This is a genomic window from Mesorhizobium qingshengii, assembly GCF_027563465.1.
Lineage (GTDB): Bacteria > Pseudomonadota > Alphaproteobacteria > Rhizobiales > Rhizobiaceae > Mesorhizobium > Mesorhizobium qingshengii_A.
On sequence record NZ_JAPFQA010000005.1, the window covers coordinates 270592 to 293859 of the forward strand.

Sequence of the window (23268 nt, forward strand, 5' to 3'; positions counted from 1 at the left end):
TTCTGGCTCCTTATTCGGCAGGCTGAAGGGCGGGAACGGAGCCGGGCATTGGCTCCTCCTCGCGCTGGTGTCCGAGGATGGTCATGGTGACGTTCCAAGCCATGATCAGAGCGCCGGAGAGGTACATCGCCCCGCCGATGGCGCGCATGACGTAGTAGGGGTGCATGGCGGCGACGGTTTCAGCGAAGGAGTAGACCAGGAAGCCCTGCTCGTCGTATTCGCGCCACATCAGGCCCTGCATGATGCCGGACACCCACATCACCGCCGCGTAGACGACGATGCCGAGCGTCGCCAGCCAGAAGTGCCAGGTGACCAGCCGCAGCGAATAGAGCCGTTCGCGGTTCCACAGCTTCGGCACCATGTAGTAGATCGCGCCGAACGAGATCATGCCCACCCAGCCGAGCGCACCGGAGTGCACGTGGCCAATGGTCCAGTCGGTATAGTGCGACAGCGAATTGACCGTCTTGATCGACATCATCGGACCCTCGAAGGTCGACATGCCGTAGAAGGCGATGGCCATCACCATCATGCGGATGATTGGATCGGTGCGGAGCTTGTCCCAGGCGCCGGACAGCGTCATCAGGCCGTTGATCATGCCGCCCCATGACGGCATCCACAGCATGATCGAGAACACCATGCCGAGCGTCTGCGCCCAGTCGGGCAGGGCGGTGTAGTGGAGATGGTGCGGACCGGCCCAGATGTAGAGGAAGATCAGCGCCCAGAAGTGGATGATTGAGAGACGATAGGAATAGATCGGCCGGTTCGCCTGCTTGGGCACGAAGTAATACATCATGCCGAGGAAGCCGGCGGTGAGGAAAAAGCCGACCGCGTTGTGACCGTACCACCATTGCGTCAGGGCATCCTGGACGCCGGAAAAAGCGGAGTAGCTCTTGGAGCCCAGGAATGAGGCTGGCATCGACAGGTTATTGACCACATGCAGCATCGCGATGGTGACGATGAAGGAGAGGTAGAACCAGTTGGCGACGTAGATATGCGGCTCCTTGCGCTTCAGGATCGTGCCAAGGAACAGGATGAGATAGGCGACCCAGACGATGGTCAGCCAGATGTCCACATACCATTCGGGTTCGGCGTATTCGCGGCTCTCGGTGATGCCGAGCAGATAGCCGGTCGCGGCCATGACGATGAAAAGCTGATATCCCCAGAACACGAACCAGGCGAGGCCGCCGCCAAACAGCCGCGCGCGGCTGGTGCGCTGCACCACATACAAGGACGTGCAAAGCAGCGCATTGCCGCCAAAGGCAAAGACGACGGCGGATGTGTGCAATGGCCGCAACCGGCCGAAGTTCAACCAGGGTTGGATATTGAGGTCCGGATAAGCGAGCTGCAGCGCGATGATCACGCCGACCAGCATGCCGACAACACCCCAGAAGATGGTGGCTATGGCGCCGTAGCGGATCGGCCCATCCATGTAGGCCGATGGGTCAACCGCGGCTGCCCGCGCGAAACTGGTGTTGCGAAGAAGAACAGCGGTAAAGCCCACCAGCACGATGAACAGCACCCACATATGCTGGCGAAAGGGCTCGTCCACGCCAAACCCGGCCGCCACCAGGGCAGCAAACGCAAACAGGCCTAGAGCCACGATTTCAGTGCCGAATTTCATGACATATCCCCGACCTCAGATTCCGATTCGCGGACGTCGATCCGCGGCAGCACCATTTAGCAGCGGCTTTGTCGCCGCCTTGATCCATGTCAAAGCTCGGCGCGCCCGGATTGGGCAGCGTCGGCCTCGCAAACGACCGGGGAGGTTGCCATTGAACTCGGAGAAAGGGCGAGGATCGCCGCTGTTTGAAAACCGCCGCGAAATTTCCACGCCGGCTGGGCGATTCGACAGGGAGGCCGTGCCCGCAGCCGTGATGAGGCGCGCGCATGGCGAGAAACTGCAGCTCTGCGATTCTCTGGAGAAAATCGCCGATGCGCTGCCAGGCGTCGATCACCTGATGTGTCTCAGCACGGCTAACGCGATCTTGCCGCTTTTGCGCAGCATTCATCAATATGAAGAGACGGTCATTTTCCCCGCTTACGAAGACGCGGTGGTCGGCAGCGATGCGAACCTTGCCTCAACCCGGCGATTGCGGGCCGAACACGTGGAAGACGAGTGCTTTGCCGGCGAGGTGACCGAAATTCTGCTGGCGATCGGTCATGGCGAGCCTGTCGAGAATCCAGAAGCTATCGGCTTCATGCTGCGCGGTTTCTTTGAAAGCATGCGCAGGCACATCGCATTTGAACGCGAGCATGTCTTGCCGATGATCGGGATCGCGGACGCGCGCTAGGCCCCGGAGCGGCGCTCCAGGCGGCTCAGGCTTTCCACCGTCACATGTCGATTGTTTTCGATCCGGATTACGCCCTCTGTCCGCATTCTGGTCAACTGGCGGCTCACCGTCTCGATCGTCAGACCGAGAAAATCGGCGATGTCGGCGCGTGTGAGCGGCAGATCGAAGCTCGTCGAATTGGTGGCTGGGTCAGTTGCAGGATCGATATTCCTGGCAATCATCAGCAGAAAGCTCGCCACTTTCTCCGAAGCGGTCTTGCGTCCCAGCGTCACCATCCACTCGCGTGCTTCGTCGAGCTCCTTCAGCGTCTGCTTGAGCAGGCGATGCTCGAGTTCCGGTGACTCCCTCATCATCCTTTCGATGGACGCCTTTGGAAATGAACACAGGGAGACGGCCGTTGCCGCTTCGGCGTTGATCTCGCTTTCAACCTTGAAAGGTCGCCCCAGGAAATCGGGGGCGAACTGGAGGCCGACGATTTGCTGACGTCCGTCAGAAAGGCCCTTTGTCAGCTTCACCACGCCGGAAAGCACGTTGGAATAGCTGTTGACGGTCTCGGCATCGCCAATCAGTTCTGCGCCTGGTTCAATCGTGTACCTCGATGAGGTCTTGGAGAGCGCGACCAACTGGTCGGGGTCAAGCGCACCGCAAACGCCGCGATGCCTTGCCTCGCAGGATTGGCAAAGCACGGGAATGCCGGCGCTGTGAACATCTTGACGCACTGTCATCGCGGTCGTCCGTGGATCCAGAATGCCGGCAAGATAGCATCGGCCATTGAAAATGCCTTGCGGCAGTTTGTCCGTCGAAGAGGGCTTTGACCGAAATCAAGGCATTGGCGTGCCGATGCGGCCATTTCCTTGACCATGCAAACACAGGGATCGTGACATGCGACCGGAATTAGCTGCCAGACTTGGCGAGAACGTGCCGCGCTACACCAGTTATCCGACCGCGCCGCATTTCCATCCGGGGGTCGATGCCACTGCCTGTCGAGGCTGGATGGAGGCGCTCGGCAACGGCGATGAGATTTCACTCTATCTGCATATCCCCTACTGCGACAGGCTCTGCTGGTTCTGCGCCTGCCATACCAAGCAGACACGTCACTATGAACCGGTGACCGCCTATCTCCGTTCGTTGCATGCGGAGATCGCCACGGTTGCCCGTATCGTCGCCGGCAAGGCCGGGGTGCGTGCTGTCCACCTCGGCGGCGGTTCTCCGACGATGCTGAAGCCCGAGGACATGGTGGCGCTGGGTGCGGCATTGCGCGCCAGCTTTGATTTTCTTCCAGACGCGAGGATCAGCGTCGAAATCGAACCCAACGATATGGACGACGGACGCCTCGACGCGCTCGCTGAAATCGGCATGACGCGAGCGAGCCTCGGCGTACAGGATTTCGATCCGAAGGTGCAGAAGGCGATCAACCGCGAGCAGAGCTTCCTGCTGACCAAGGCTGTCGTCGACGGGGTTCGCTCACGCGGTGTCGAGTCCGTGAACCTCGATCTGCTCTACGGCTTGCCGCACCAGACCAGGGAGAGCGTCTCCTCCACCGTCGAGCAGGCGCTGACCCTGGAGCCGGACCGGATAGCGCTTTTTGGCTACGCCCATGTGCCGTGGTTCAAGAAGCATCAAACGATGATCGACGAGGCATGGTTGCCCGGTCCCGTGGAGCGTTTTGCGCAATCGCAACTGGCCGCGCGGGCGATCGTCGACAAGGGATACGAGGCCATCGGGCTCGACCATTTCGCCAAGCCCGGCGATGCACTGGCGGTTGCGTCCCGCTCGGGGACATTGCACCGAAACTTCCAGGGCTACACCGAGGATCGCTGCGAAACCCTGATCGGCCTCGGCCCGTCATCCATCAGCCAATTTCGCCAAGGCTATGCGCAGAACATGCCTTCAACCGCCGAGTATGGACGCATGGTCGCAGGCGGCGGACTGGCCGCGATCCGCGGCATCGTATTGTCCGATGACGATCGCGTCCGTGGCTGGATCATCGAGCGCCTGATGTGCGATTTCGCCTTCTCGGCAATCGACCTGGTGGAACGCTTCGGCGAGTGCGGCCGACGGCTCCTTCTCGAGGCAAGTTCCATGGCTCTCAAGGATCCCGACCGGTTGCTTGTGCTCGACGGCGACCGCTTCGTCGTGCCGGCGGAAAGCCGCCCCTTTGTCAGGAGCATCGCGGCGAAGTTCGACACATATCTCGAAACCGGCACAGCCAGGCATTCGGCGGCGGTATGAGCGTGGATCGGCTCAGAAATGCTCCCCCGCCTTGAACGGGCCGACGCGCGTTCCGGCAGCGATCAGATAGGCGGTGGACCAGCCGATAAGCAGAAACCCGTTCACGCCTTCGAGCGCCGCCAGTATGCGCCATCCATGAGCAGGCACGACGTCGCCATAGCCAACCGTCGAAAAGGTGATGGTTGAAAAGTACAGGGCGGTTTCGAAGTCGACGAAGATATCGAGCAACCGGTATAGGCCGGCCCAGAGCCAGACCTCGGTGGTCATGACGGCGAAGAGCCCCATCACCACACTGATCATAGCGACAATGCGGCTGCGACGCCCGTGCATGCGAAACCGCGCGACAAGGTATCCCATCGCACGCGTGATGGCGATGAGGCCAAAGGTGTGGACCAGGACTGTCAGACTTATGATGACGGTGCCGATGAGGAGATTGAGGACCATGCGCGGAAGGTAGAAATCGCAATTGCGTCCTTCCTTGCGCGAAATCAAACCTGGGCGGCTTTCGAGCGTTGAACCGGCAGGTTTCGCCGGCAGACTGCTGGCGCCCAGCCGCGGCGGGCAAGTTCGGCAGTCTCGGCGGTCGTGTCTGGCACCGTGTTGACCGAAAGTGTTCGGACGGGCTGGCGGATTTGTTGGCCCCGAATGCCGGATTGACGGACTTGACCTTCGCAACAACGTCGACTAGCTAGGTCACTGTATGCGGGTATGGTGAAATGGTATCACAAGAGCCTTCCAAGCTCACAGTGCGGGTTCGATTCCCGCTACCCGCTCCAAAGGCCCACGCCAACTACCTCTGACCTGACGTCCGATTGAACACCAAAGCGTTCAATCGAGCGATTCCCTTGCGGCACACGGGCGGGAACGCTTCGAGGGCGGGCTGTTGGCTCCCAGCCGGAATATTTGGGGGTTCGCTACCCGCTCCAGAGGTGACGGGTCCTATGCGACGACGGCCAGCCTGCGCTGGCGCTGATCCAGCGACACGATGGTCAGTCCGCTGCCGACAACCAGCAGGATGCCGCAGACGGCCAGTGCATTGGGGAATTGCCCGAACACCAGCAGGCCCGAAATGACCGCCCAGACGGTGAAGCAATAATAGAAGGGCGCCACGGCACTGGTTGGCCCGACGCGATAGGCCATGAAAATGAAGAAGTGGCCGAAGATCAGGAAAAATCCGGCGCCGGCCATCAGCAGCAGGTGACGCGTCTCGGGCATGACCCAGCGCTCCGAAATCAGATGCGCGGCACCTGCGCCGATCAGCACCACAACGACTGCGGAAATCGCCACGATCATCCCGGGCACCTCGGCCGAGACCCGCCTGCCGGCAAGGTCGCGCGCCGCCGCCAGCGCCGCGTTGCCCAGCGCCAGCAAGGCGTAGACCGAAATGCCTTGCACGGTCGGTTGCGCCACCATCAGCGCGCCGATGAAGCCGAGCCCGATCAGAGCCATCCGCCGGCCGCCGATCCGCTCGCCAAACAGGATCGACGAGCCCACCAGCATCAAGAGGGGTGTGATCTGCCCGAGTGCGGTCGAATCCGCGATCTGCATGTTGGCGAGCGCCACCACGTAACAGAGGATCGCCGCCAGCTCGAGCAGGTTCCTGCGCAGCACGCGCTTGTCGAGGATCAGCGGGATCTGTTTGCGGTAACCCAGCGCGAACAGCAGCGGGAAGCCCCAGAGCGTTGCGGCCGTGCCGCGCAAAAACAGCACTTCGTAGGATGGCAGGCCTGACGTTGCGAGCTTCATCATCGTGTCGTTGACGAGGTACGATCCCGTCGAAACGATCATGAACAGCGGGCCACGGATTGAGGCGGGGATGAAATGCATCCGGTCAGGAGATCAGACCTCGATGACGACCGCAATGGGCCATGAGCTGGCCGTGAATCAGACAGTGATGGGCAAGGACGAGGGTGCGATGCCGGCTTTGTCCGACCGGTCTTTCGCCCATTTCATTCCCCCGTGGGTGTTCCTATATCAGCGCCACACCCCGCAACCGGATCTCGGGTTCGGACCGAGTGAGACGGCGCCCGGCCAAAAGACGCTTGTGTTTTTTGGCCTTTGTCGCTAATCGCCCCGCATTCGACTGAACTGAAGGTCAAGGCCGTCCAAGGAAAGAGACTATGGCAAAAGGTAAATTCGAGCGCACCAAGCCTCATGTGAACATTGGCACGATTGGTCACGTTGACCATGGCAAGACGTCGCTGACGGCGGCGATCACGAAGTATTTTGGCGAATACAAGCGCTATGACCAGATCGATGCGGCGCCGGAAGAGAAGGCGCGCGGCATCACGATCTCGACGGCTCACGTTGAATACGAGACGGCCAACCGCCACTACGCTCACGTCGACTGCCCCGGCCACGCCGACTATGTGAAGAACATGATCACCGGCGCCGCGCAGATGGACGGCGCGATCCTGGTTGTTTCGGCAGCCGACGGCCCGATGCCGCAGACCCGCGAGCACATCCTGCTTGCCCGTCAGGTCGGCGTGCCGTCGATCGTGGTGTTCCTGAACAAGGTCGACCAGGTTGATGACGCCGAGCTGCTCGAACTGGTCGAGCTCGAGGTTCGCGAGCTTCTGACCAAGAACGAGTTCCCCGGCGACGACATTCCGATCGTCAAGGGTTCGGCGCTGGCTGCCTTGGAAGATTCGGACAAGAAGATCGGCGAGGACGCGATCCGCGAGCTGATGGCGGCGGTCGATGCCTACATCCCGACGCCGGTTCGTCCGCTCGACAAGCCGTTCCTGATGCCGATCGAGGACGTGTTCTCGATCTCGGGCCGTGGCACGGTGGTGACTGGCCGCGTCGAGCGCGGCGTGGTCAAGGTCGGCGAGGAGCTGGAGATCATCGGCATCCGTCCGACGACCAAGACGACCTGCACGGGCGTCGAGATGTTCCGCAAGCTGCTCGACCAGGGCCAGGCTGGCGACAACATCGGCGCGCTGCTGCGCGGCGTTGACCGTGAAGGTGTCGAGCGCGGCCAGGTTCTGGCCAAGCCGGGCACGGTGAAGCCGCACAAGAAGTTCGTGGCCGAAGCCTACATCCTGACCAAGGACGAGGGTGGCCGCCACACGCCGTTCTTCACCAACTACCGTCCGCAGTTCTATTTCCGCACGACGGACGTGACCGGCATCGTGTCGCTGCCGGAAGGCACCGAGATGGTGATGCCGGGCGACAACATCACGGTCGATGTCGAGCTGATCGTGCCGATCGCCATGGAAGAGAAGCTGCGCTTCGCCATCCGTGAAGGCGGCCGCACCGTCGGTGCCGGCATCGTCGTCACCATCAAAGAGTAATCGAGGCCGGCATCCGCCGGATCGAGAAGAAAAGGGCGGTCTTCGGGCCGCCCTTTGTTTTTTGGCTCCGCTGAACAAGTATTGCTGCCGTTTAGGCTGTTGCACGAATTCCCGCCGTAACTATTATGAGTTGCGTTGGTGGAGGGCATTTGCCAACCGTGGTTCTGGGATGTTCAAAAAGTACAACAGGCTCGCGGCGTTGGCTCGTCCGCCTGGCGCTGGTGATCGCTATGGCAATAGCTGCCTCCGTCACGAGGGCCGATGACCCCTCCGACCCGAGAACATGGAATCCCGATAAGTGGTACCTTCAGCACCTTCTGTCCGATAGTTTCCCGGAGATGCAATTTGCCGTCGTCCGCAGCAACGCGGCTGGCTGCGAGCCAAACTGTCCGGAATGGATTTCGGCTGAAGGCACCATTGAGGCCGGCACGCCGGCCAAACTCAGGCAAATATTGAAGACGCTTGGTCGCCGCCACCTGCCCATCATCGTCAATTCTCCCGGCGGCAGCGTCGACGCCGCGCTCCAGCTCGGCCGCATAATCCGCAAGAGCAAACTCGATGTAGCCGTTGGTGCCACCAAATTCTCCGGCTGCCAGCCGGGGATGGACCTTTGCCGGGCCGGCAAGGGCCCCTATTTCGGCATTGCGTCCGACGGCGGTGCCATGTGTAATTCCGCCTGTCCGCTGATGTTTGCCGGAGGTGTCAACCGCCTGGTTGGCAGATGGGCTTATCTCGGCGTCCACCAGATCACTACGACATTCCAACGCCAAAAGATCTATTACCGTACCATGTACAGAATTGTGCATGGCAGGAAGAAGATTATCAGCAGCAAGGTCGTCAGCCGTACGAACGTCGGCACCTACAAGACCTACGAGATGAGCAAGGCGGTTGAGAGAAGGCTGTTGGCCTATCTCAGGGAAATGGGGGTGGGACAGGGCGTTCTCGACGTCATGAAAGCCACACCCGCGGGTGACATCCGCCAGGTCCCCCTCGACGACATGACGACGATGAAGCTGGTCACCAGCAAGGGCACTCTCGATATACTTGTATGGGCGGGCATATGCCGACGAAGTCCTGCGCCGGCGAACTGCAGGGAAATCCCTGCGAACGCCAAGCCGGCCGAGGTAGCGGCGATCGAGGCCAAGGCCTCACCCTCCCAACCGGCTCAAGTCCCACTTTCGCAGCCTGCCAAGGCAGCACCATCTCAACCTGCGAAGGCTCCGCCCACCAAGCCGTTCTGGTCAGCGCCAGGAAATGGGGCGCCGGAGATGCGCTTCGTGGTTGTTCGTGGCAGTGACGCGCTCTGCAATCCCGACTGCCCGGAATGGATCTCGGCCGAAGGCGCGATCACGCCTCAGACCCCGCAGAGGCTTAGCCAGTTGCTCGCCATGCTTGGCAACCGGCGGCTGCCCGTTGTGATCAGCTCACGGGGAGGCGACTTGTTCAGCGCTTTGATCGTGGGTCGGCTCATCCGAGAACGGACGCTCGACGTCGCGGTCGCCCGCACCAATATTACAGGCTGTGAGCCGGTAGGGGGAGCTTGCTTGGCCGACAACGGCGCCTATGTCGGGCTGATTAGCGATTCTGGAGTGGAGTGCGATTCAGCCTGCGCGCTCATGCTTGCCGGCGGCGTTAAGCGGTTGGTCGATCCCAAGGCGCGGCTCAGCATGTACGCAATGGGGCAGAAGCGGATAGTTAAAGCCTATCTGGAGGAGATGGCGATCGATCCCGGTCTGTTCGCGGTGATAGAGCAGCGCTCGGTCGAGCGTCAGCTTGAACCCGACATGATGCTGAAGGTCGGACTGACAACGGGACCGCAATCGGTCGACGCGCTGACCGGCGCCACCATCTGCAAGGCTGTTCCCAAGCCCAAAAATTGCCGGATCCTGCCATCCGCCGATGCCGAGGCTGCCGCGTCCGCCAAATTGTAGAACGTGGCGGCAACTGGCCATCGAGGCAGGTTGAGTCATGTTCGATTTTTCCGCTATCGTCGCTGCTGGCGGCGGGGACTGGCGGAGGATCGAGAATGAGGGAGGATATCCCGACACTCTACGAATGGGCCGGCGGCAGCGAGGCCCTGAACCGGTTGACCCAGACTTTCTATGACAAGGTGGCGCAAGACCCGATCGTCGGGCCGGTGTTCCGGACCATGTCGCCCGATCACCCCGCCCACGTCGCGGCATTCATCGGCGAGGTTTTTGGCGGGCCGAAAACCTACAGCGAAAAATTTGGCGGCCACCGCGAGATGGTCATGCATCATCTGGGCAAGCATCTGACGGAGGAGCAGCGCCGCCGCTGGATCAATCTTCTGGCCGACGCCGCCGACGCGGTCGGCCTGCCCGACGATCCTGAGTTCCGATCGGCCTTCATGGGGTATGTCGAATGGGGATCGCGGCTGGCCAAGATGAATTCCAATCTCGGCGAGACCTGCGACCCCGAGACGGAACCGATGCCCGTCTGGGGTTGGGGTGTGCCCGGCGGGCCGTACCGAGTACCGGGCGCCAAATAGCTTGCAGTCGCCACGGGGGGGCGATGCTGGAAGATATGAAGATCGTGCGCTGGCGCGAGTGGGACGGCCCCGGCGCCTTCGTCGATTTCCCGGCGCTGACCGTGATGAGTATAACCCGCAGCGCTAGACATGCACCGAAGAAGGCATGCGATATCTCCATGAATCGCGCGCCAGCGACTCAGGCGGGAGCTTGAAGGGCTGATCGTCAGCTATCCGGATTTCCGGCAAAGCGGTTAAGGCGCGTTTGCTTGCAAACCACTCTTTACAGAGCGTGCGGAAGCTTTTAGGAAGCGCCTGCTGCGCCGAGATGCGCGCACGATACGGGCATAGCTCAGTTGGTAGAGCGGCGGTCTCCAAAACCGCAGGTCGTAGGTTCGAGCCCTGCTGCCCGTGCCATTTCTCGAAAATGGCCATCAAAACGATATTTCTGCGGGCGCGCCTTTGAAAATTGGCGACCCGCTTGCCATATTAGGCCGACTGAGGCATAAGAGCCCCATAGCCGGGACGGAACGACTGGATGGTTCCGAGGCGGCGTTTGGTCATAAAGCGGACACTTGCCACTTGCGTGGATCAAGAATCGGTTTTATGTAGACGAAACAGACACGCGACGCGTGGAGCTGGGAAGCCGGCTTTACGCGTCTGATTTGCATGGGCGAAATGATTGCGCTGATTCGGCGCGAGACTGGGCTCAGGCGGCACGTCCCGGCCAGCGGGATCATCCAGGAGACCCGGCCAACGGGTCTTGAAGACAGAGCGGCATATGGCTTCGAAAACCACAAATCCTTTCGTCTTTCTCCAGCAGGTCCGCGCGGAGACCGCCAAGGTGACTTGGCCGTCGCGGCGCGAAACGATGATCTCGACGGTGATGGTCCTGGCCTTCGCTGTGATTGCGATGATCTTTTTCTTCACCGCCGATCAGCTCATGGGCCTTGCGGTCGAACAGATTCTGGGCATCGGACGCTAAGTCCGGCGATTACGGAGAAGTCTTGAAATGACCGCGCGCTGGTACATCGTCCACGCCTATTCGAACTTTGAAAAGAAGGTCGCCGAGGACATCGTCAACAAGGCCAAGCAGAAGGGCCTGTCCGCCGATATCGAGCAGATCGTGGTGCCGACCGAGAAGGTCGTCGAGGTTCGTCGCGGCCGCAAGGTCGATGCCGAGCGCAAGTTCTTCCCGGGTTATGTGCTCATCAAGGCCAACCTGACCGACGCTGTGTTCTCACTGGTGAAGAACACGCCGAAGGTCACCGGCTTCCTGGGTGATTCCAAGCCGGTGCCGATCACCGAGGCCGAGGCGCAGCGCATCCTGAACCAGGTGCAGGAGGGCGTCGAACGGCCGAAGCCTTCGGTCACGTTCGAGATCGGCGAGGCGATCCGCGTTTCGGATGGTCCCTTCGCGTCGTTCAACGGTTTCGTCCAGGAAGTGGACGAGGAGCGGGCGCGGCTCAAGGTGGAAGTTTCGATCTTCGGGCGCGCCGTGCCTGTCGATCTGGAATTCGGACAGGTCGAAAAAGGCTGATCCGAAACCCCTGGCGCCGGTTCGGCGATCAGGGGAGACGGCGCAAGCAATTGCGCGGTCTTGAGAACGGTGGGAGGCGAAGGCGGCTTTAGCCGGCCGCGGGAACCGCACCACCAGACTGCAACCGCCGGGTTTTCCCAGATAGTGGGGCCGGCATAGACAAAGGCAGGAAAAGAGATGGCTAAGAAAATTGCGGGCCAGCTCAAGCTCCAGGTGAAAGCGGGATCGGCCACGCCGTCTCCCCCGATCGGCCCGGCGCTTGGTCAGCGTGGCATCAACATCATGGAATTCTGCAAGGCGTTCAACGCGCAGACCCAGGAAATGGAAAAGGGATCGCCGATTCCGGTCGTCATCACCTACTACCAGGACAAGTCCTTCACCTTCGTCATGAAGACGCCGCCGGTGAGCTACTTCCTGAAGAAGGCGGCCAATCTGACGTCGGGTTCGAAGGAGCCGGGCAAGATCAAGGCCGGCACGATCGGCCGCGATAAGGTGCGCGCCATCGCCGAGCAGAAGATGAAGGATCTGAACGCAAACGACGTCGAAGCGGCCATGCGCATGGTCGAGGGCTCCGCCCGTTCGATGGGTCTGGAAGTGGTGGGCTAAGATCATGGCAAAGATTGCAAAGCGTGTATCGAAGACCCGCGAAGGCATTGATCCCAACAAGGCTTATGCCCTGGGTGAAGCGCTGAAGCTGCTCAAGGACCGTTCTTCGGTCAAGTTCGACGAGACCATCGAAGTCGCCATGAACCTCGGTGTTGATCCTCGCCATGCCGACCAGATGGTCCGCGGCGTGGTCAATCTGCCGAACGGCACCGGTCGCTCGGTTCGTGTCGCCGTGTTCGCACGTGGCGACAAGGCCGAGGAAGCCAAGGCTGCTGGCGCCGACATCGTCGGTGCCGAGGATCTGGTCGACATCGTCCAGAAGGGCACGATCGATTTCGATCGCTGCATCGCCACGCCGGACATGATGCCGCTGGTCGGCCGTCTCGGCAAGGTGCTCGGCCCGCGCGGCATGATGCCGAACCCGAAGGTTGGCACCGTCACCACCGACGTCGCCGCCGCCGTCAAGGCATCGAAGGGTGGCGCTGTCGAGTTCCGCGTCGAAAAGGCTGGCATCGTCCATGCCGGCGTTGGCAAGGTTTCGTTCGAGGTCAAGGCTCTGGAAGAGAACATCCGCGCCTTCACCGACGCGGTGAACAAGGCAAAGCCGGCTGGTGCCAAGGGCAACTACGTCAAGAAGGTTTCGGTCACCTCGACGATGGGCCCGGGCCTCAAGCTCGACGTCGCGACGCTCGCAGCGTCCTGATACGACCATCCGGATCGGCTGCTGAATAGCTGATCCGCAAAGAATTCCGGGCCTCGGATTTATCCTGGGCCCGGTGCCGGAAGTCGAAAGGCTTCCGGACATCCTGTCCGAGATTGCAGGCGGCCCGAGCCTTGGTTTGAAAAGGGGGGCCTTAATTCATGTGGGCCTGCATGAGACGGGTGAAGACCTGACAACGGAGCGATTGCTCCAATGAAAGGTTCGAACCGTGTTTGCCTTTTGTCTGCGCATCGTCCGGCTTGCCGGCCGGTGTGGCGAAAGGGGGCAGGATCCTCGAGCGTCGTTCGGGAGATCCGTTACTGGATGGCCCGGCCGACAAAAGGCAACCCGACGCCTGTCCTCGTGAATGGGAATGTTCCCGTTAACAGGATGGGGGTCAACTGGAGATAGGCAGTGGACAGAGCGGAAAAACGCGAACTCGTCACGGGCCTGAACGGTGCGTTCTCGAACGCAGGTTCAGTGGTCGTGGCCCACTACGCCGGTATCACCGTCGCGCAAATGAACGACCTTCGGTCGAAAATGCGCGCCGCCGGTGGCACCGTCAAAGTCGCGAAGAACCGTCTCGCCAAAATCGCTCTTCAGGGCACGGACTCCGCATCGATCATCGACCTGTTCAAGGGACAGACGCTGATCGCTTATTCGGAGGATCCGATTGCGGCGCCGAAGGTCGCGTCCGATTTCGCCAAGGGAAATGACAAGCTCGTCATTCTCGGCGGCGCAATGGGCACCACCTCGCTCAACGCCGACGGTGTGAAGGCACTCGCCACACTCCCGTCGCTCGATGAGCTGCGCGCCAGGCTGGTTGGCATGATCGCCACGCCGGCAACCCGGATCGCCCAGATCGTCAATGCGCCAGCGGCCTCGGTCGCGCGCGTCATCGGCGCTTACGCCCGGAAGGACGAGGCGGCATGAGGCCGTTCCTCGCTATCACAAACACACGTTCGAACCTTATGAAGGAATACAACAATGGCTGATCTCGCAAAGATCGTAGACGACCTTTCGAAGCTGACCGTCCTCGAGGCGGCCGAGCTGTCGAAGCTTCTGGAAGAAAAGTGGGGCGTTTCCGCCGCTGCTCCGGTGGCTGTTGCCGCCGCTGGTGGTGGTGCTGCTGCTGCCGCTCCGGTCGAGGAAAAGACGGAATTCGACGTCGTCCTCACCGACGCCGGCGCTCAGAAGATCAACGTCATCAAGGAAGTCCGCGCCATCACCGGCCTTGGCCTCAAGGAAGCCAAGGATCTGGTCGAAGCGGCTCCGAAGCCGGTCAAGGAAGGCGTTTCCAAGGCCGACGCCGACAAGTTCAAGGCTCAGCTGGAAGCAGCTGGCGCCAAGGTCGACCTGAAGTAAGCGTAAAAGCGGCGGACGGCCTCGCGCCGTCCGCCACTCCCTTGGCGCCAAGGGAGCACGCGTAGCGCGAGACGTACGAGAACCTCTTTCCTGAGGGCCCCTAAGCGGCCTTCAGGAAACGGGTTTTCTCCCGTTTTAGCCGGCGCCGACAGGCGGCCGGAGAACAGACAGAGGGCCGCCGCCGAGGTGGCTCAGAATGCAAGGCGGGCCGCGGCGAGGCTCGTCCCGAGTTTAGAGCTAAGGAGCGACGATGGCCCAGACCCAGACTTTCAATGGCCGCAGACGCGTACGCAAGTTCTTCGGAAAGATCCCGGAAGTTGCGGAGATGCCGAACCTGATCGAGGTTCAGAAGGCATCCTATGACCAGTTCCTGATGGTGGCGGAGCCCAAGGGTGGGCGTCCGGACGAGGGACTGCAGGCCGTTTTCAAGTCGGTTTTCCCGATTCAGGACTTTTCCGGCTCCTCGATGCTGGAGTTCGTGAAGTACGAGTTCGAAGGACCGAAATTCGACGTTGACGAATGCCGTCAGCGCGACCTCACCTATGCCGCGCCGCTGAAGGTGACGCTGCGCCTCATCGTGTTCGATATCGACGAGGATACCGGCGCCAAGTCGATCAAGGACATCAAGGAGCAGGACGTCTACATGGGCGACATGCCGCTCATGACCTTGAACGGAACCTTTATCGTCAATGGTACCGAGCGCGTCATTGTCTCGCAGATGCACCGTTCGCCGGGCGTCTTCTTCGACCACGACAAGGGCAAATCGCATTCGTCGGGCAAGCTTCTGTTCGCCGCGCGCGTCATCCCCTATCGCGGTTCGTGGCTCGACATCGAGTTCGATTCCAAGGACGTCGTGCACGCCCGCATCGACCGCCGCCGCAAGATTCCGGTGACGTCGCTGCTGATGGCGCTCGGCATGGACGGCGAAGAGATCCTGTCGACCTTCTACAACAAGATCACCTACAAGCGGGCCGGTGACCACTGGCGCATTCCGTTCAACGTCGAGCGCTTCCGCGGCCTCAAGGCCGTCGGCGACCTGGTCGATGCCGATACGGGCGAGATCGTTGTCGAAGCAGGCAAGAAGATCACCGCCCGCCAGGCTCGTCAGCTTGGCGAGAAGGGTCTGAAGGCGATCAAGGCGACCGACGAGGACCTGCTCGGCAACTACCTGGCCGAGGACATCGTCAACTATGGCACGGGCGAGATCTTCCTCGAGGCCGGCGACGAGATCGACGAAAAGACGCTCAAAGTGCTGCTCGGCACCGGCGAAGACGAGATCAAGGTTCTCGACATCGACCATGTCAATGTCGGCGCCTATATCCGCAACACGCTCAACGTCGACAAGAACGAGAGCCGCCAGGACGCGCTGTTCGACATCTATCGTGTCATGCGCCCCGGCGAGCCGCCGACGCTCGAGACCGCCGAAGCCATGTTCAACTCGCTGTTCTTCGACAGCGAGCGCTATGATCTGTCGGCCGTTGGCCGCGTCAAGATGAACATGCGCCTTGAGCTCAAGGCCGAGGACACCGTGCGCGTGCTGCGCAAGGACGACATCCTGGCCGTGGTCAGGACGCTGGTCGAACTGCGCGACGGCAAGGGCGAGATCGACGACATCGACAATCTCGGCAACCGTCGTGTGCGTTCGGTCGGCGAGCTGATGGAAAACCAGTACCGCGTCGGCCTGCTGCGCATGGAGCGCGCGATCAAGGAGCGTATGTCCTCGATCGAGATCGACACGGTGATGCCGCAGGACCTGATCAACGCCAAGCCGGCGGCTGCCGCCGTGCGCGAGTTCTTCGGTTCCTCGCAGTTGTCGCAGTTCATGGACCAGACCAACCCGCTGTCGGAAATCACCCACAAGCGCCGTCTGTCGGCGCTTGGACCGGGTGGTCTGACCCGCGAGCGCGCCGGCTTCGAGGTGCGCGACGTGCACCCGACGCATTACGGCCGCATCTGCCCGATCGAGACGCCGGAAGGCCCGAATATCGGTCTGATCAACTCGCTGGCGACCTTCGCACGCGTCAACAAGTACGGCTTCATCGAGAGCCCGTACCGCAAGATCGTCGATGGCAAGCTGACCAATGACGTCGTCTATCTGTCGGCGATGGAAGAGGCCAAGCACCATGTCGCGCAGGCCAACGCCGAGCTCGACAAGAATGGCGGTTTCGTCGACGAGTTCGTCATTTGCCGCAGCGCCGGCGAAGTGATGATGGCGCCGCGCGAAAACGTCGATCTGATGGACGTGTCGCCCAAGCAGATGGTGTCTGTGGCCGCGGCGCTGATCCCGTTCCTTGAGAACGACGACGCCAACCGCGCTCTGATGGGCTCGAACATGCAGCGTCAGGCCGTGCCGCTGGTGCGCGCCGAAGCGCCATTTGTCGGCACCGGCATGGAGCCGATCGTTGCTCGTGACTCGGGCGCCGCGATCGGCGCCCGCCGCGGCGGCATCGTCGACCAGGTGGACGCGACGCGTATCGTCATTCGCGCCACCGAGGATCTCGATCCCGGCAAGTCCGGCGTCGACATCTACCGGCTGATGAAGTTCCAGCGTTCGAACCAGAACACCTGCATCAACCAGCGTCCGCTGGTACGCATGGGCGACCGGGTCAACAAGGGCGACATCATTGCCGACGGTCCGTCGACTGAGCTCGGTGATCTGGCGCTCGGCCGTAACGTGCTGGTCGCGTTCATGCCGTGGAACGGCTACAACTACGAGGACTCGATCCTCCTGTCCGAGCGCATCGTCGCCGACGACGTCTTCACCTCGATCCACATCGAGGAGTTCGAGGTCATGGCGCGCGATACCAAGCTCGGACCGGAAGAAATCACGCGCGATATTCCAAATGTCTCGGAAGAAGCGCTGAAGAACCTCGACGAAGCCGGCATTGTCTATATCGGTGCTGAAGTTCAGCCGGGTGACATCCTGGTCGGCAAGATCACGCCGAAGGGCGAAAGCCCGATGACGCCGGAAGAGAAACTTCTGCGCGCCATCTTCGGCGAAAAGGCTTCGGACGTGCGCGACACCTCGATGCGCATGCCTCCGGGCACCTTCGGCACCGTCGTCGAGGTGCGCGTGTTCAATCGCCACGGTGTGGAGAAGGACGAGCGCGCCATGGCGATCGAGCGCGAGGAGATCGAACGCCTCGCCAAGGACCGCGACGACGAGCAGGCGATTCTGGACCGCAACGTCTACGCGCGCCTTTCCGACGTGCTCGTCGGCAAGGAAGCGATCGCTGGACCGAAGGGCTTCAAGAAGGGCTCGACGCTGTCCAGGGATACGCTCGACGAGTATCCGCGTTCGCAGTGGTGGCAGTTTGCCGTGGAGAACGAAAAGCTCCAGAGCGAACTGGAAGCCCTGCGTGGCCAGTACGACGACTCCAAGAAGGCGCTCGAACAGCGCTTCATGGACAAGGTCGAGAAGGTGCAGCGCGGCGACGAGATGCCTCCCGGCGTCATGAAGATGGTCAAGGTCTTCGTGGCCGTGAAGCGCAAGATGCAGCCCGGCGACAAGATGGCCGGCCGTCACGGCAACAAGGGTGTCGTGTCGCGGATCGTTCCCGTCGAGGACATGCCTTTCCTCGAGGACGGCACGCATGCCGATATCGTGCTCAACCCGCTGGGTGTGCCGAGCCGCATGAATGTCGGCCAGATCCTGGAAACGCATCTGGGCTGGGCATGCGCGGGCATGGGCAAGAAGATCGGCGAGCTGATCGACACGTACAAGGCGGCTGGCGACATCAAGCCGCTGCGCAAGACGCTCGAGAGCTTCATGCCGGCCAACGACCGCAACGAGCCGGTTCGCGAGTATGACGACGAGAGCATCGTTCGCCTCAGCGAGCAGATGCGCCGCGGCGTCTCGATCGCGACACCGGTGTTCGACGGCGCGCACGAGGCTGACATCAACATCATGCTGGAGCAGGCGGGCCTGCACACCAGCGGTCAGTCGCAGCTCTATGACGGACGCACCGGCGAGCCGTTCGATCGCAAGGTGACGATGGGCTACATCTACATGCTCAAGCTTCACCATCTCGTGGACGACAAGATCCACGCGCGTTCGATCGGTCCGTACTCGCTCGTTACCCAGCAGCCGCTGGGCGGCAAGGCGCAGTTCGGTGGCCAGCGCTTCGGCGAAATGGAGGTCTGGGCGCTGGAAGCCTACGGCGCCGCCTACACGCTGCAGGAAATGCTGACGGTGAAGTCCGACGACGTCGCAGGCCGCACCAAGGTCTACGAGGCGATCGTCCGTGGCGACGACACCTTCGAGGCCGGCATCCCGGAGAGCTTCAACGTGCTCGTCAAGGAAATGCGGTCTCTCGGCCTCAATGTCGAGCTGGAGAACACCAAGCTCGACGACAATCCTGTCCGGCTGCCCGACGCGGCCGAGTAAGGCTACGGCGCGCCGCGGAAAGCCGCGGCGCGCCTATCGAATTCTTCGGCCGGTGGCCGACAAAAGACGGCGGGCGTTTGGCCCGCGCTAGATGCAAGGGGTTTTCGAGGACCCCGAAAAGGAGAACGGCATGAACCAAGAGGTCATGAATCTCTTCAATCCCCAGGCGCCGGCGCAGGTGTTCGATTCCATCCGGATATCGCTCGCCAGCCCTGAGAAGATTCTGTCCTGGTCGTTCGGCGAGATCAAGAAGCCGGAGACCATCAACTACCGCACCTTCAAGCCGGAGCGTGACGGCCTGTTCTGCGCGCGCATTTTTGGCCCGATCAAGGACTACGAATGCCTGTGCGGCAAGTACAAGCGCATGAAGTACAAGGGCGTCATCTGCGAGAAGTGCGGCGTCGAAGTCACGCTGTCGCGCGTCCGCCGCGAGCGCATGGGCCATATCGAGCTCGCCGCGCCCGTCGCCCATATCTGGTTCCTGAAGTCGCTGCCGTCGCGCATCGGCACGCTGCTCGACATGACCTTGAAGGACATCGAGCGCGTCCTCTACTTCGAGAACTACATCGTCACCGAGCCTGGCCTCACCGCGCTGAAGGAGCACCAGCTGCTCAGCGAGGAAGAGTACATGATCGCCGTCGACGAATATGGCGAGGATTCGTTCACCGCCATGATCGGCGCCGAGGCCATCCATGACCTTCTGGCCGGCATGGATCTGGAGAAGATCGCAGGCGACCTGCGTTCGGAACTGGCTTCGACCACGTCCGAGCTCAAGCAGAAGAAGTATCTGAAGCGGCTCAAGGTCGTCGAGAACTTCATGGAATCCGGCAACCGTCCGGAATGGATGATCATGAAGGTGGTTCCGGTGATCCCGCCGGATCTGCGCCCGCTCGTCCCGCTGGACGGCGGCCGCTTCGCCACGTCGGACCTGAACGACCTCTACCGCCGCGTCATCAACCGTAACAACCGTCTGAAGCGGCTGATCGAGCTGCGCGCCCCCGGCATCATCGTGCGCAATGAAAAGCGCATGCTGCAGGAAGCCGTCGATGCGCTGTTCGACAACGGCCGTCGCGGCCGCGTCATCACCGGCGCCAACAAGCGTCCGCTGAAGTCGCTGTCCGACATGCTCAAGGGCAAGCAGGGCCGGTTCCGCCAGAACCTGCTCGGCAAGCGCGTCGACTATTCCGGCCGTTCGGTCATCGTCACCGGTCCGGAGCTCAAGCTGCATCAGTGCGGCCTGCCGAAGAAGATGGCGCTCGAGCTGTTCAAGCCCTTCATCTACGCCCGTCTTGACGCCAAGGGTTACTCCTCGACCGTCAAGCAGGCCAAGAAGCTGGTCGAGAAGGAGCGTCCGGAAGTCTGGGATATCCTCGACGAGGTCATCCGCGAGCATCCTGTGCTCTTGAACCGTGCGCCGACGCTGCACCGCCTCGGCATCCAGGCGTTCGAGCCGATCCTGATCGAAGGCAAGGCGATCCAGCTGCATCCGCTGGTCTGCACGGCCTTCAACGCCGACTTCGACGGCGATCAGATGGCCGTTCACGTGCCGCTGTCGCTGGAAGCGCAGCTTGAAGCCCGCGTGCTGATGATGTCGACCAACAACATCCTGCACCCGGCTTCCGGCGCGCCGATCATCGTGCCGTCGCAGGACATGGTTCTCGGTCTCTACTATCTCTCGATCGTCAACCAGAACGAGCCGGGCGAAGGCATGGTGTTTGCCGACATGGGCGAACTCCAGCACGCGCTCGAGACCAAGGCGGTGACGCTGCACGCCAAGATCAAGGGTCGCTTCCGCACGGTCGACGCCGAAGGCAAGGTCGTGTCGAAGATCCATGACACCACGCCCGGCCGCATGATCATCGGCGAGCTTCTGCCGAAGAACGTCAACGTGCCTTACGAGACCGCCAACCAGGAGATGACCAAGAAGAACATCTCCAAGATGATCGACACCGTCTACCGCCATTGCGGTCAGAAGGAGACGGTCATTTTCTGCGACCGCATCATGGCACTCGGCTTCGCTCATGCCTGCCGCGCCGGCATTTCGTTCGGCAAGGACGACATGCTGATCCCGGACGCCAAGATCAAGCTGGTCTCGGACACCGAGGCTTTGGCCAAGGAATACGAGCAGCAGTACAATGACGGTCTGATCACCCAGGGCGAGAAGTACAACAAGGTCGTCGACGCCTGGGCCAAGTGCTCGGAAAAGGTCGCCGACGAAATGATGGCCCGCATCAAGGCGGTCGAGTTCGAGGACAATGGCCGTCAGAAGCCGATGAACTCGATCTACATGATGTCGCACTCCGGTGCGCGTGGCTCGCCCACCCAGATGCGCCAGCTCGCCGGCATGCGCGGCCTGATGGCCAAGCCGTCGGGTGAAATCATCGAGACGCCGATCATCTCGAACTTCAAGGAAGGCCTGACCGTGCTCGAGTACTTCAACTCGACCCACGGCGCCCGCAAGGGTCTGGCCGACACCGCCTTGAAGACGGCGAACTCGGGTTACCTCACCCGTCGTCTGGTCGACGTGGCGCAGGACTGCATCGTCAACTCCGTCGACTGCGGCACCGACAAGGGCCTCACCATGCAGCCGATCGTCGATGCCGGCCAGGTCGTCGCTTCCGTCGGCCAGCGTGTGCTGGGTCGTACGTCGCTCGACGACATCACCCATCCGGTGTCGGGCGAGATCCTGGTCAAGGCCGGAACGCTGATGGACGAGCGCGACGTCGAACAGATCGAAAAGGCCGGCGTCCAGTCGGTTCGCATTCGCTCGGCACTGACCTGCGAAGTCAGGGTTGGCGTCTGCGCGGTGTGCTACGGTCGCGATCTGGCTCGCGGCACTCCGGTCAACCAGGGTGAAGCCGTCGGCGTCATCGCGGCGCAGTCGATCGGCGAGCCGGGTACCCAGCTCACCATGCGTACCTTCCACATGGGCGGCACCGCGCAGGTGGTGGACTCATCGTTCCTTGAAGCCTCGTATGAGGGCAAGGTCGAGATCCGCAACCGCAACGTGGTGCGCAACTCCGACGGCCAGCAGATGGTCATGGGCCGCAACATGGCGGTGCTGATCCTCGATGAAGCCGGCAAGGAGCGCGCCACGCACCGTCTCACCTATGGTTCGCGTATCTTCGTGGACGATGGCGACAAGGTGAAGCGCGGCCAGCGTATCGCCGAGTGGGATCCCTATACCCGTCCGGTCCTCACCGAAATCGAGGGCAGGGTGTCGTACGAGGATCTGGTCGACGGCATTTCCGTGCAGGAAACGGCCGACGAGTCGACCGGCATCACCAAGCGTGAGGTCATCGACTGGCGCTCGACGCCACGCGGCAATGACCTGAAGCCGGCGATTGCCATCCAGGACGCCAAGGGCAAGGTCGGCAAACTGTCGAAGGGTGGTGACGCCCGCTTCCTGCTCTCGGTCGAGGCCATTCTTTCGGTCGAGCCGGGTGCGCAGGTCCGCCCCGGCGACGTGCTGGCGCGTATCCCGATGGAAAGCGCCAAGACCAAGGACATCACCGGCGGTCTGCCGCGTGTTGCCGAACTGTTCGAGGCACGTCGTCCGAAGGATCACGCCATCATCGCCGAGATCGACGGCACGATCCGCTTCGGTCGCGACTACAAGAACAAGCGTCGCATCATCATCGAGCCGCATGACTCGACGCTTGAGCCGGTCGAATACCTGATCCCGAAGGGCAAGCCGTTCCATCTCCAGGACGGCGACGTCATCGAGAAGGGCGACTACATCCTCGACGGCAATCCGGCGCCGCACGACATCCTGGCGATCAAGGGCGTGGAGGCACTTGCTTCCTACCTCGTCAACGAAATCCAGGAAGTCTACCGCCTGCAGGGCGTGTCGATCAACGACAAGCACATCGAGGTGATCGTTCGCCAGATGCTGCAGAAGGTCGAGATCACCACGCAGGGCGACTCGACCTACATTCCGGGCGACCACGTCGACGTGATCGAACTGGAAGAGGTCAACGAGCGCCTGATCGAGGACGGCAAGAAGCCGGCCGAAGGTCAGCCGGTGCTGCTTGGCATCACCAAGGCCTCGCTGCAGACGCCGTCCTTCATCTCGGCCGCCTCCTTCCAGGAGACGACCAGGGTGCTGACGGAAGCCGCGGTTGCCGGCAAGACCGACATGCTGCAGGGGCTGAAGGAAAACGTCATCGTCGGCCGGCTTATCCCGGCCGGTACCGGCGGCACGATGAGCCAGATCCGGCGCATCGCCACCTCGCGCGACGAACTGATCATCGACGAGCGCCGCAAGGCCTCCGGTGTGGAAGTCGCCGAGCCGATGCTGACCGACATGGTCACCGCCGCGCAGTAAGCGCGACGGTAAAAATCTCAGGCAACAGGGCCGTCG

General features: G+C 61.7%; 18 protein-coding genes and 2 tRNA genes. 16 read left to right on the forward strand and 4 right to left on the reverse strand.

Annotated elements, in window-relative coordinates; all coding sequences use genetic code 11:
* Positions 1–10: 10 nt before the first annotated feature.
* Positions 11–1621 (reverse strand): cytochrome-c oxidase, cbb3-type subunit I, encoded by a 1611-nt coding sequence (ccoN, locus tag OOJ09_RS14755; protein ID WP_269905912.1) that lies wholly within the window; start codon positions 1619–1621, stop codon positions 11–13.
* 253 nt (positions 1622–1874) lie between these two features.
* On the opposite strand from ccoN, the gene OOJ09_RS14760 reads away from it, so the two are divergent.
* Positions 1875–2291 carry a hemerythrin domain-containing protein gene (locus OOJ09_RS14760; protein WP_269905977.1) on the forward strand — a complete coding sequence of 139 codons (417 nt, stop codon included), beginning with the start codon at positions 1875–1877 and terminating at the stop codon, positions 2289–2291.
* Here the strand turns inward: OOJ09_RS14760 and OOJ09_RS14765 are convergent.
* Positions 2288–3016 (reverse strand): Crp/Fnr family transcriptional regulator, encoded by a 729-nt coding sequence (locus OOJ09_RS14765; RefSeq protein ID WP_269905913.1) that lies wholly within the window; start codon positions 3014–3016, stop codon positions 2288–2290. The genes OOJ09_RS14760 and OOJ09_RS14765 overlap by 4 nt on opposite strands.
* Positions 3017–3173: 157 nt before the next feature.
* On the opposite strand from OOJ09_RS14765, the gene hemN reads away from it, so the two are divergent.
* The gene (gene hemN / locus OOJ09_RS14770) at positions 3174–4523 is read left to right on the forward strand and encodes an oxygen-independent coproporphyrinogen III oxidase (protein ID WP_269905914.1); all 1350 of its coding nucleotides are present in this window, start codon (positions 3174–3176) and stop codon (positions 4521–4523) included.
* Between the two features lie 12 nt (positions 4524–4535).
* Here the strand turns inward: hemN and OOJ09_RS14775 are convergent, their stop codons facing one another.
* Entirely contained in the window at positions 4536–4967 is a 432-nt protein-coding gene (locus OOJ09_RS14775) for a potassium channel family protein (protein ID WP_269905915.1), read from the reverse strand.
* Between the two features lie 258 nt (positions 4968–5225).
* Between OOJ09_RS14775 and OOJ09_RS14780 the strand changes: the two genes are divergently transcribed.
* A tRNA-Gly gene (locus OOJ09_RS14780) sits at positions 5226–5299 on the forward strand.
* A gap of 163 nt (positions 5300–5462) precedes the next feature.
* On the opposite strand, the gene OOJ09_RS14785 is transcribed toward OOJ09_RS14780, so the two are convergent.
* Positions 5463–6350: a DMT family transporter gene (locus tag OOJ09_RS14785; RefSeq protein ID WP_269905916.1), complete on the reverse strand. Its 888-nt coding sequence runs from the start codon at positions 6348–6350 to the stop codon at positions 5463–5465.
* A 293-nt stretch (positions 6351–6643) separates the two neighbouring features.
* Between OOJ09_RS14785 and tuf the strand changes: the two genes are divergently transcribed.
* The 13 genes from tuf to rpoC all read left to right on the forward strand — a co-directional run bounded on the left by tuf (position 6644) and on the right by rpoC (position 23232).
* A complete protein-coding gene (gene tuf, locus OOJ09_RS14790; RefSeq protein ID WP_256753628.1) occupies positions 6644–7819 on the forward strand; it encodes an elongation factor Tu in 1176 nt (391 codons plus the stop codon).
* A gap of 338 nt (positions 7820–8157) precedes the next feature.
* Positions 8158–9750, forward strand: coding sequence for a hypothetical protein (locus tag OOJ09_RS14795; RefSeq protein ID WP_269905917.1), 1593 nt, complete (start codon positions 8158–8160; stop codon positions 9748–9750).
* 95 nt (positions 9751–9845) lie between these two features.
* Complete coding sequence (locus OOJ09_RS14800; protein WP_269905918.1) at positions 9846–10328, forward strand: group II truncated hemoglobin; 483 nt, start codon at positions 9846–9848, stop codon at positions 10326–10328.
* Between the two features lie 23 nt (positions 10329–10351).
* Entirely contained in the window at positions 10352–10522 is a 171-nt protein-coding gene (locus OOJ09_RS14805) for a hypothetical protein (protein ID WP_269905919.1), read from the forward strand.
* A gap of 126 nt (positions 10523–10648) precedes the next feature.
* Positions 10649–10724 (forward strand) — tRNA-Trp (locus OOJ09_RS14810).
* A 364-nt stretch (positions 10725–11088) separates the two neighbouring features.
* Positions 11089–11292, forward strand: coding sequence for a preprotein translocase subunit SecE (gene secE, locus OOJ09_RS14815; protein WP_013531408.1), 204 nt, complete (start codon positions 11089–11091; stop codon positions 11290–11292).
* A 27-nt stretch (positions 11293–11319) separates the two neighbouring features.
* Positions 11320–11847, forward strand: a complete 528-nt coding sequence (gene nusG / locus OOJ09_RS14820; protein WP_091586450.1) for a transcription termination/antitermination protein NusG — start codon at positions 11320–11322, stop codon at positions 11845–11847.
* Between the two features lie 177 nt (positions 11848–12024).
* A complete protein-coding gene (gene rplK / locus OOJ09_RS14825) occupies positions 12025–12453 on the forward strand; it encodes a 50S ribosomal protein L11 (protein ID WP_006333334.1) in 429 nt (142 codons plus the stop codon).
* Positions 12454–12457: 4 nt separating this feature from the next.
* Complete coding sequence (rplA, locus tag OOJ09_RS14830) at positions 12458–13156, forward strand: 50S ribosomal protein L1 (RefSeq protein WP_091586448.1); 699 nt, start codon at positions 12458–12460, stop codon at positions 13154–13156.
* 411 nt (positions 13157–13567) lie between these two features.
* Positions 13568–14086: a 50S ribosomal protein L10 gene (gene rplJ / locus OOJ09_RS14835; protein WP_095089664.1), complete on the forward strand. Its 519-nt coding sequence runs from the start codon at positions 13568–13570 to the stop codon at positions 14084–14086.
* A gap of 54 nt (positions 14087–14140) precedes the next feature.
* On the forward strand, positions 14141–14518 hold the full coding sequence (gene rplL / locus OOJ09_RS14840; RefSeq protein WP_027027740.1) for a 50S ribosomal protein L7/L12: 378 nt from the start codon (positions 14141–14143) through the stop codon (positions 14516–14518).
* Positions 14519–14768: 250 nt separating this feature from the next.
* Positions 14769–18905, forward strand: a complete 4137-nt coding sequence (gene rpoB, locus OOJ09_RS14845; protein WP_269905920.1) for a DNA-directed RNA polymerase subunit beta — start codon at positions 14769–14771, stop codon at positions 18903–18905.
* A gap of 130 nt (positions 18906–19035) precedes the next feature.
* Entirely contained in the window at positions 19036–23232 is a 4197-nt protein-coding gene (gene rpoC, locus OOJ09_RS14850) for a DNA-directed RNA polymerase subunit beta' (RefSeq protein ID WP_091586456.1), read from the forward strand.
* The last annotated feature ends 36 nt before the right edge of the window (positions 23233–23268 follow it).

What these genes read in the sequence shown, in the direction of transcription:
- ccoN (WP_269905912.1), bottom strand. Translation starts at nt 1,621, where the DNA reads ATGAAATTCGGCACTGAAATCGTGGCTCTAGGCCTGTTTGCGTTTGCT.
- OOJ09_RS14760 (WP_269905977.1), top strand. Translation starts at nt 1,875, where the DNA reads ATGAGGCGCGCGCATGGCGAGAAACTGCAGCTCTGCGATTCTCTGGAG.
- OOJ09_RS14765 (WP_269905913.1), bottom strand. Translation starts at nt 3,016, where the DNA reads ATGACAGTGCGTCAAGATGTTCACAGCGCCGGCATTCCCGTGCTTTGC.
- hemN (WP_269905914.1), top strand. Translation starts at nt 3,174, where the DNA reads ATGCGACCGGAATTAGCTGCCAGACTTGGCGAGAACGTGCCGCGCTAC.
- OOJ09_RS14775 (WP_269905915.1), bottom strand. Translation starts at nt 4,967, where the DNA reads ATGGTCCTCAATCTCCTCATCGGCACCGTCATCATAAGTCTGACAGTC.
- OOJ09_RS14785 (WP_269905916.1), bottom strand. Translation starts at nt 6,350, where the DNA reads ATGCATTTCATCCCCGCCTCAATCCGTGGCCCGCTGTTCATGATCGTT.
- tuf (WP_256753628.1), top strand. Translation starts at nt 6,644, where the DNA reads ATGGCAAAAGGTAAATTCGAGCGCACCAAGCCTCATGTGAACATTGGC.
- OOJ09_RS14795 (WP_269905917.1), top strand. Translation starts at nt 8,158, where the DNA reads ATGCAATTTGCCGTCGTCCGCAGCAACGCGGCTGGCTGCGAGCCAAAC.
- OOJ09_RS14800 (WP_269905918.1), top strand. Translation starts at nt 9,846, where the DNA reads ATGAGGGAGGATATCCCGACACTCTACGAATGGGCCGGCGGCAGCGAG.
- OOJ09_RS14805 (WP_269905919.1), top strand. Translation starts at nt 10,352, where the DNA reads ATGCTGGAAGATATGAAGATCGTGCGCTGGCGCGAGTGGGACGGCCCC.
- secE (WP_013531408.1), top strand. Translation starts at nt 11,089, where the DNA reads ATGGCTTCGAAAACCACAAATCCTTTCGTCTTTCTCCAGCAGGTCCGC.
- nusG (WP_091586450.1), top strand. Translation starts at nt 11,320, where the DNA reads ATGACCGCGCGCTGGTACATCGTCCACGCCTATTCGAACTTTGAAAAG.
- rplK (WP_006333334.1), top strand. Translation starts at nt 12,025, where the DNA reads ATGGCTAAGAAAATTGCGGGCCAGCTCAAGCTCCAGGTGAAAGCGGGA.
- rplA (WP_091586448.1), top strand. Translation starts at nt 12,458, where the DNA reads ATGGCAAAGATTGCAAAGCGTGTATCGAAGACCCGCGAAGGCATTGAT.
- rplL (WP_027027740.1), top strand. Translation starts at nt 14,141, where the DNA reads ATGGCTGATCTCGCAAAGATCGTAGACGACCTTTCGAAGCTGACCGTC.
- rpoB (WP_269905920.1), top strand. Translation starts at nt 14,769, where the DNA reads ATGGCCCAGACCCAGACTTTCAATGGCCGCAGACGCGTACGCAAGTTC.
- rpoC (WP_091586456.1), top strand. Translation starts at nt 19,036, where the DNA reads ATGAACCAAGAGGTCATGAATCTCTTCAATCCCCAGGCGCCGGCGCAG.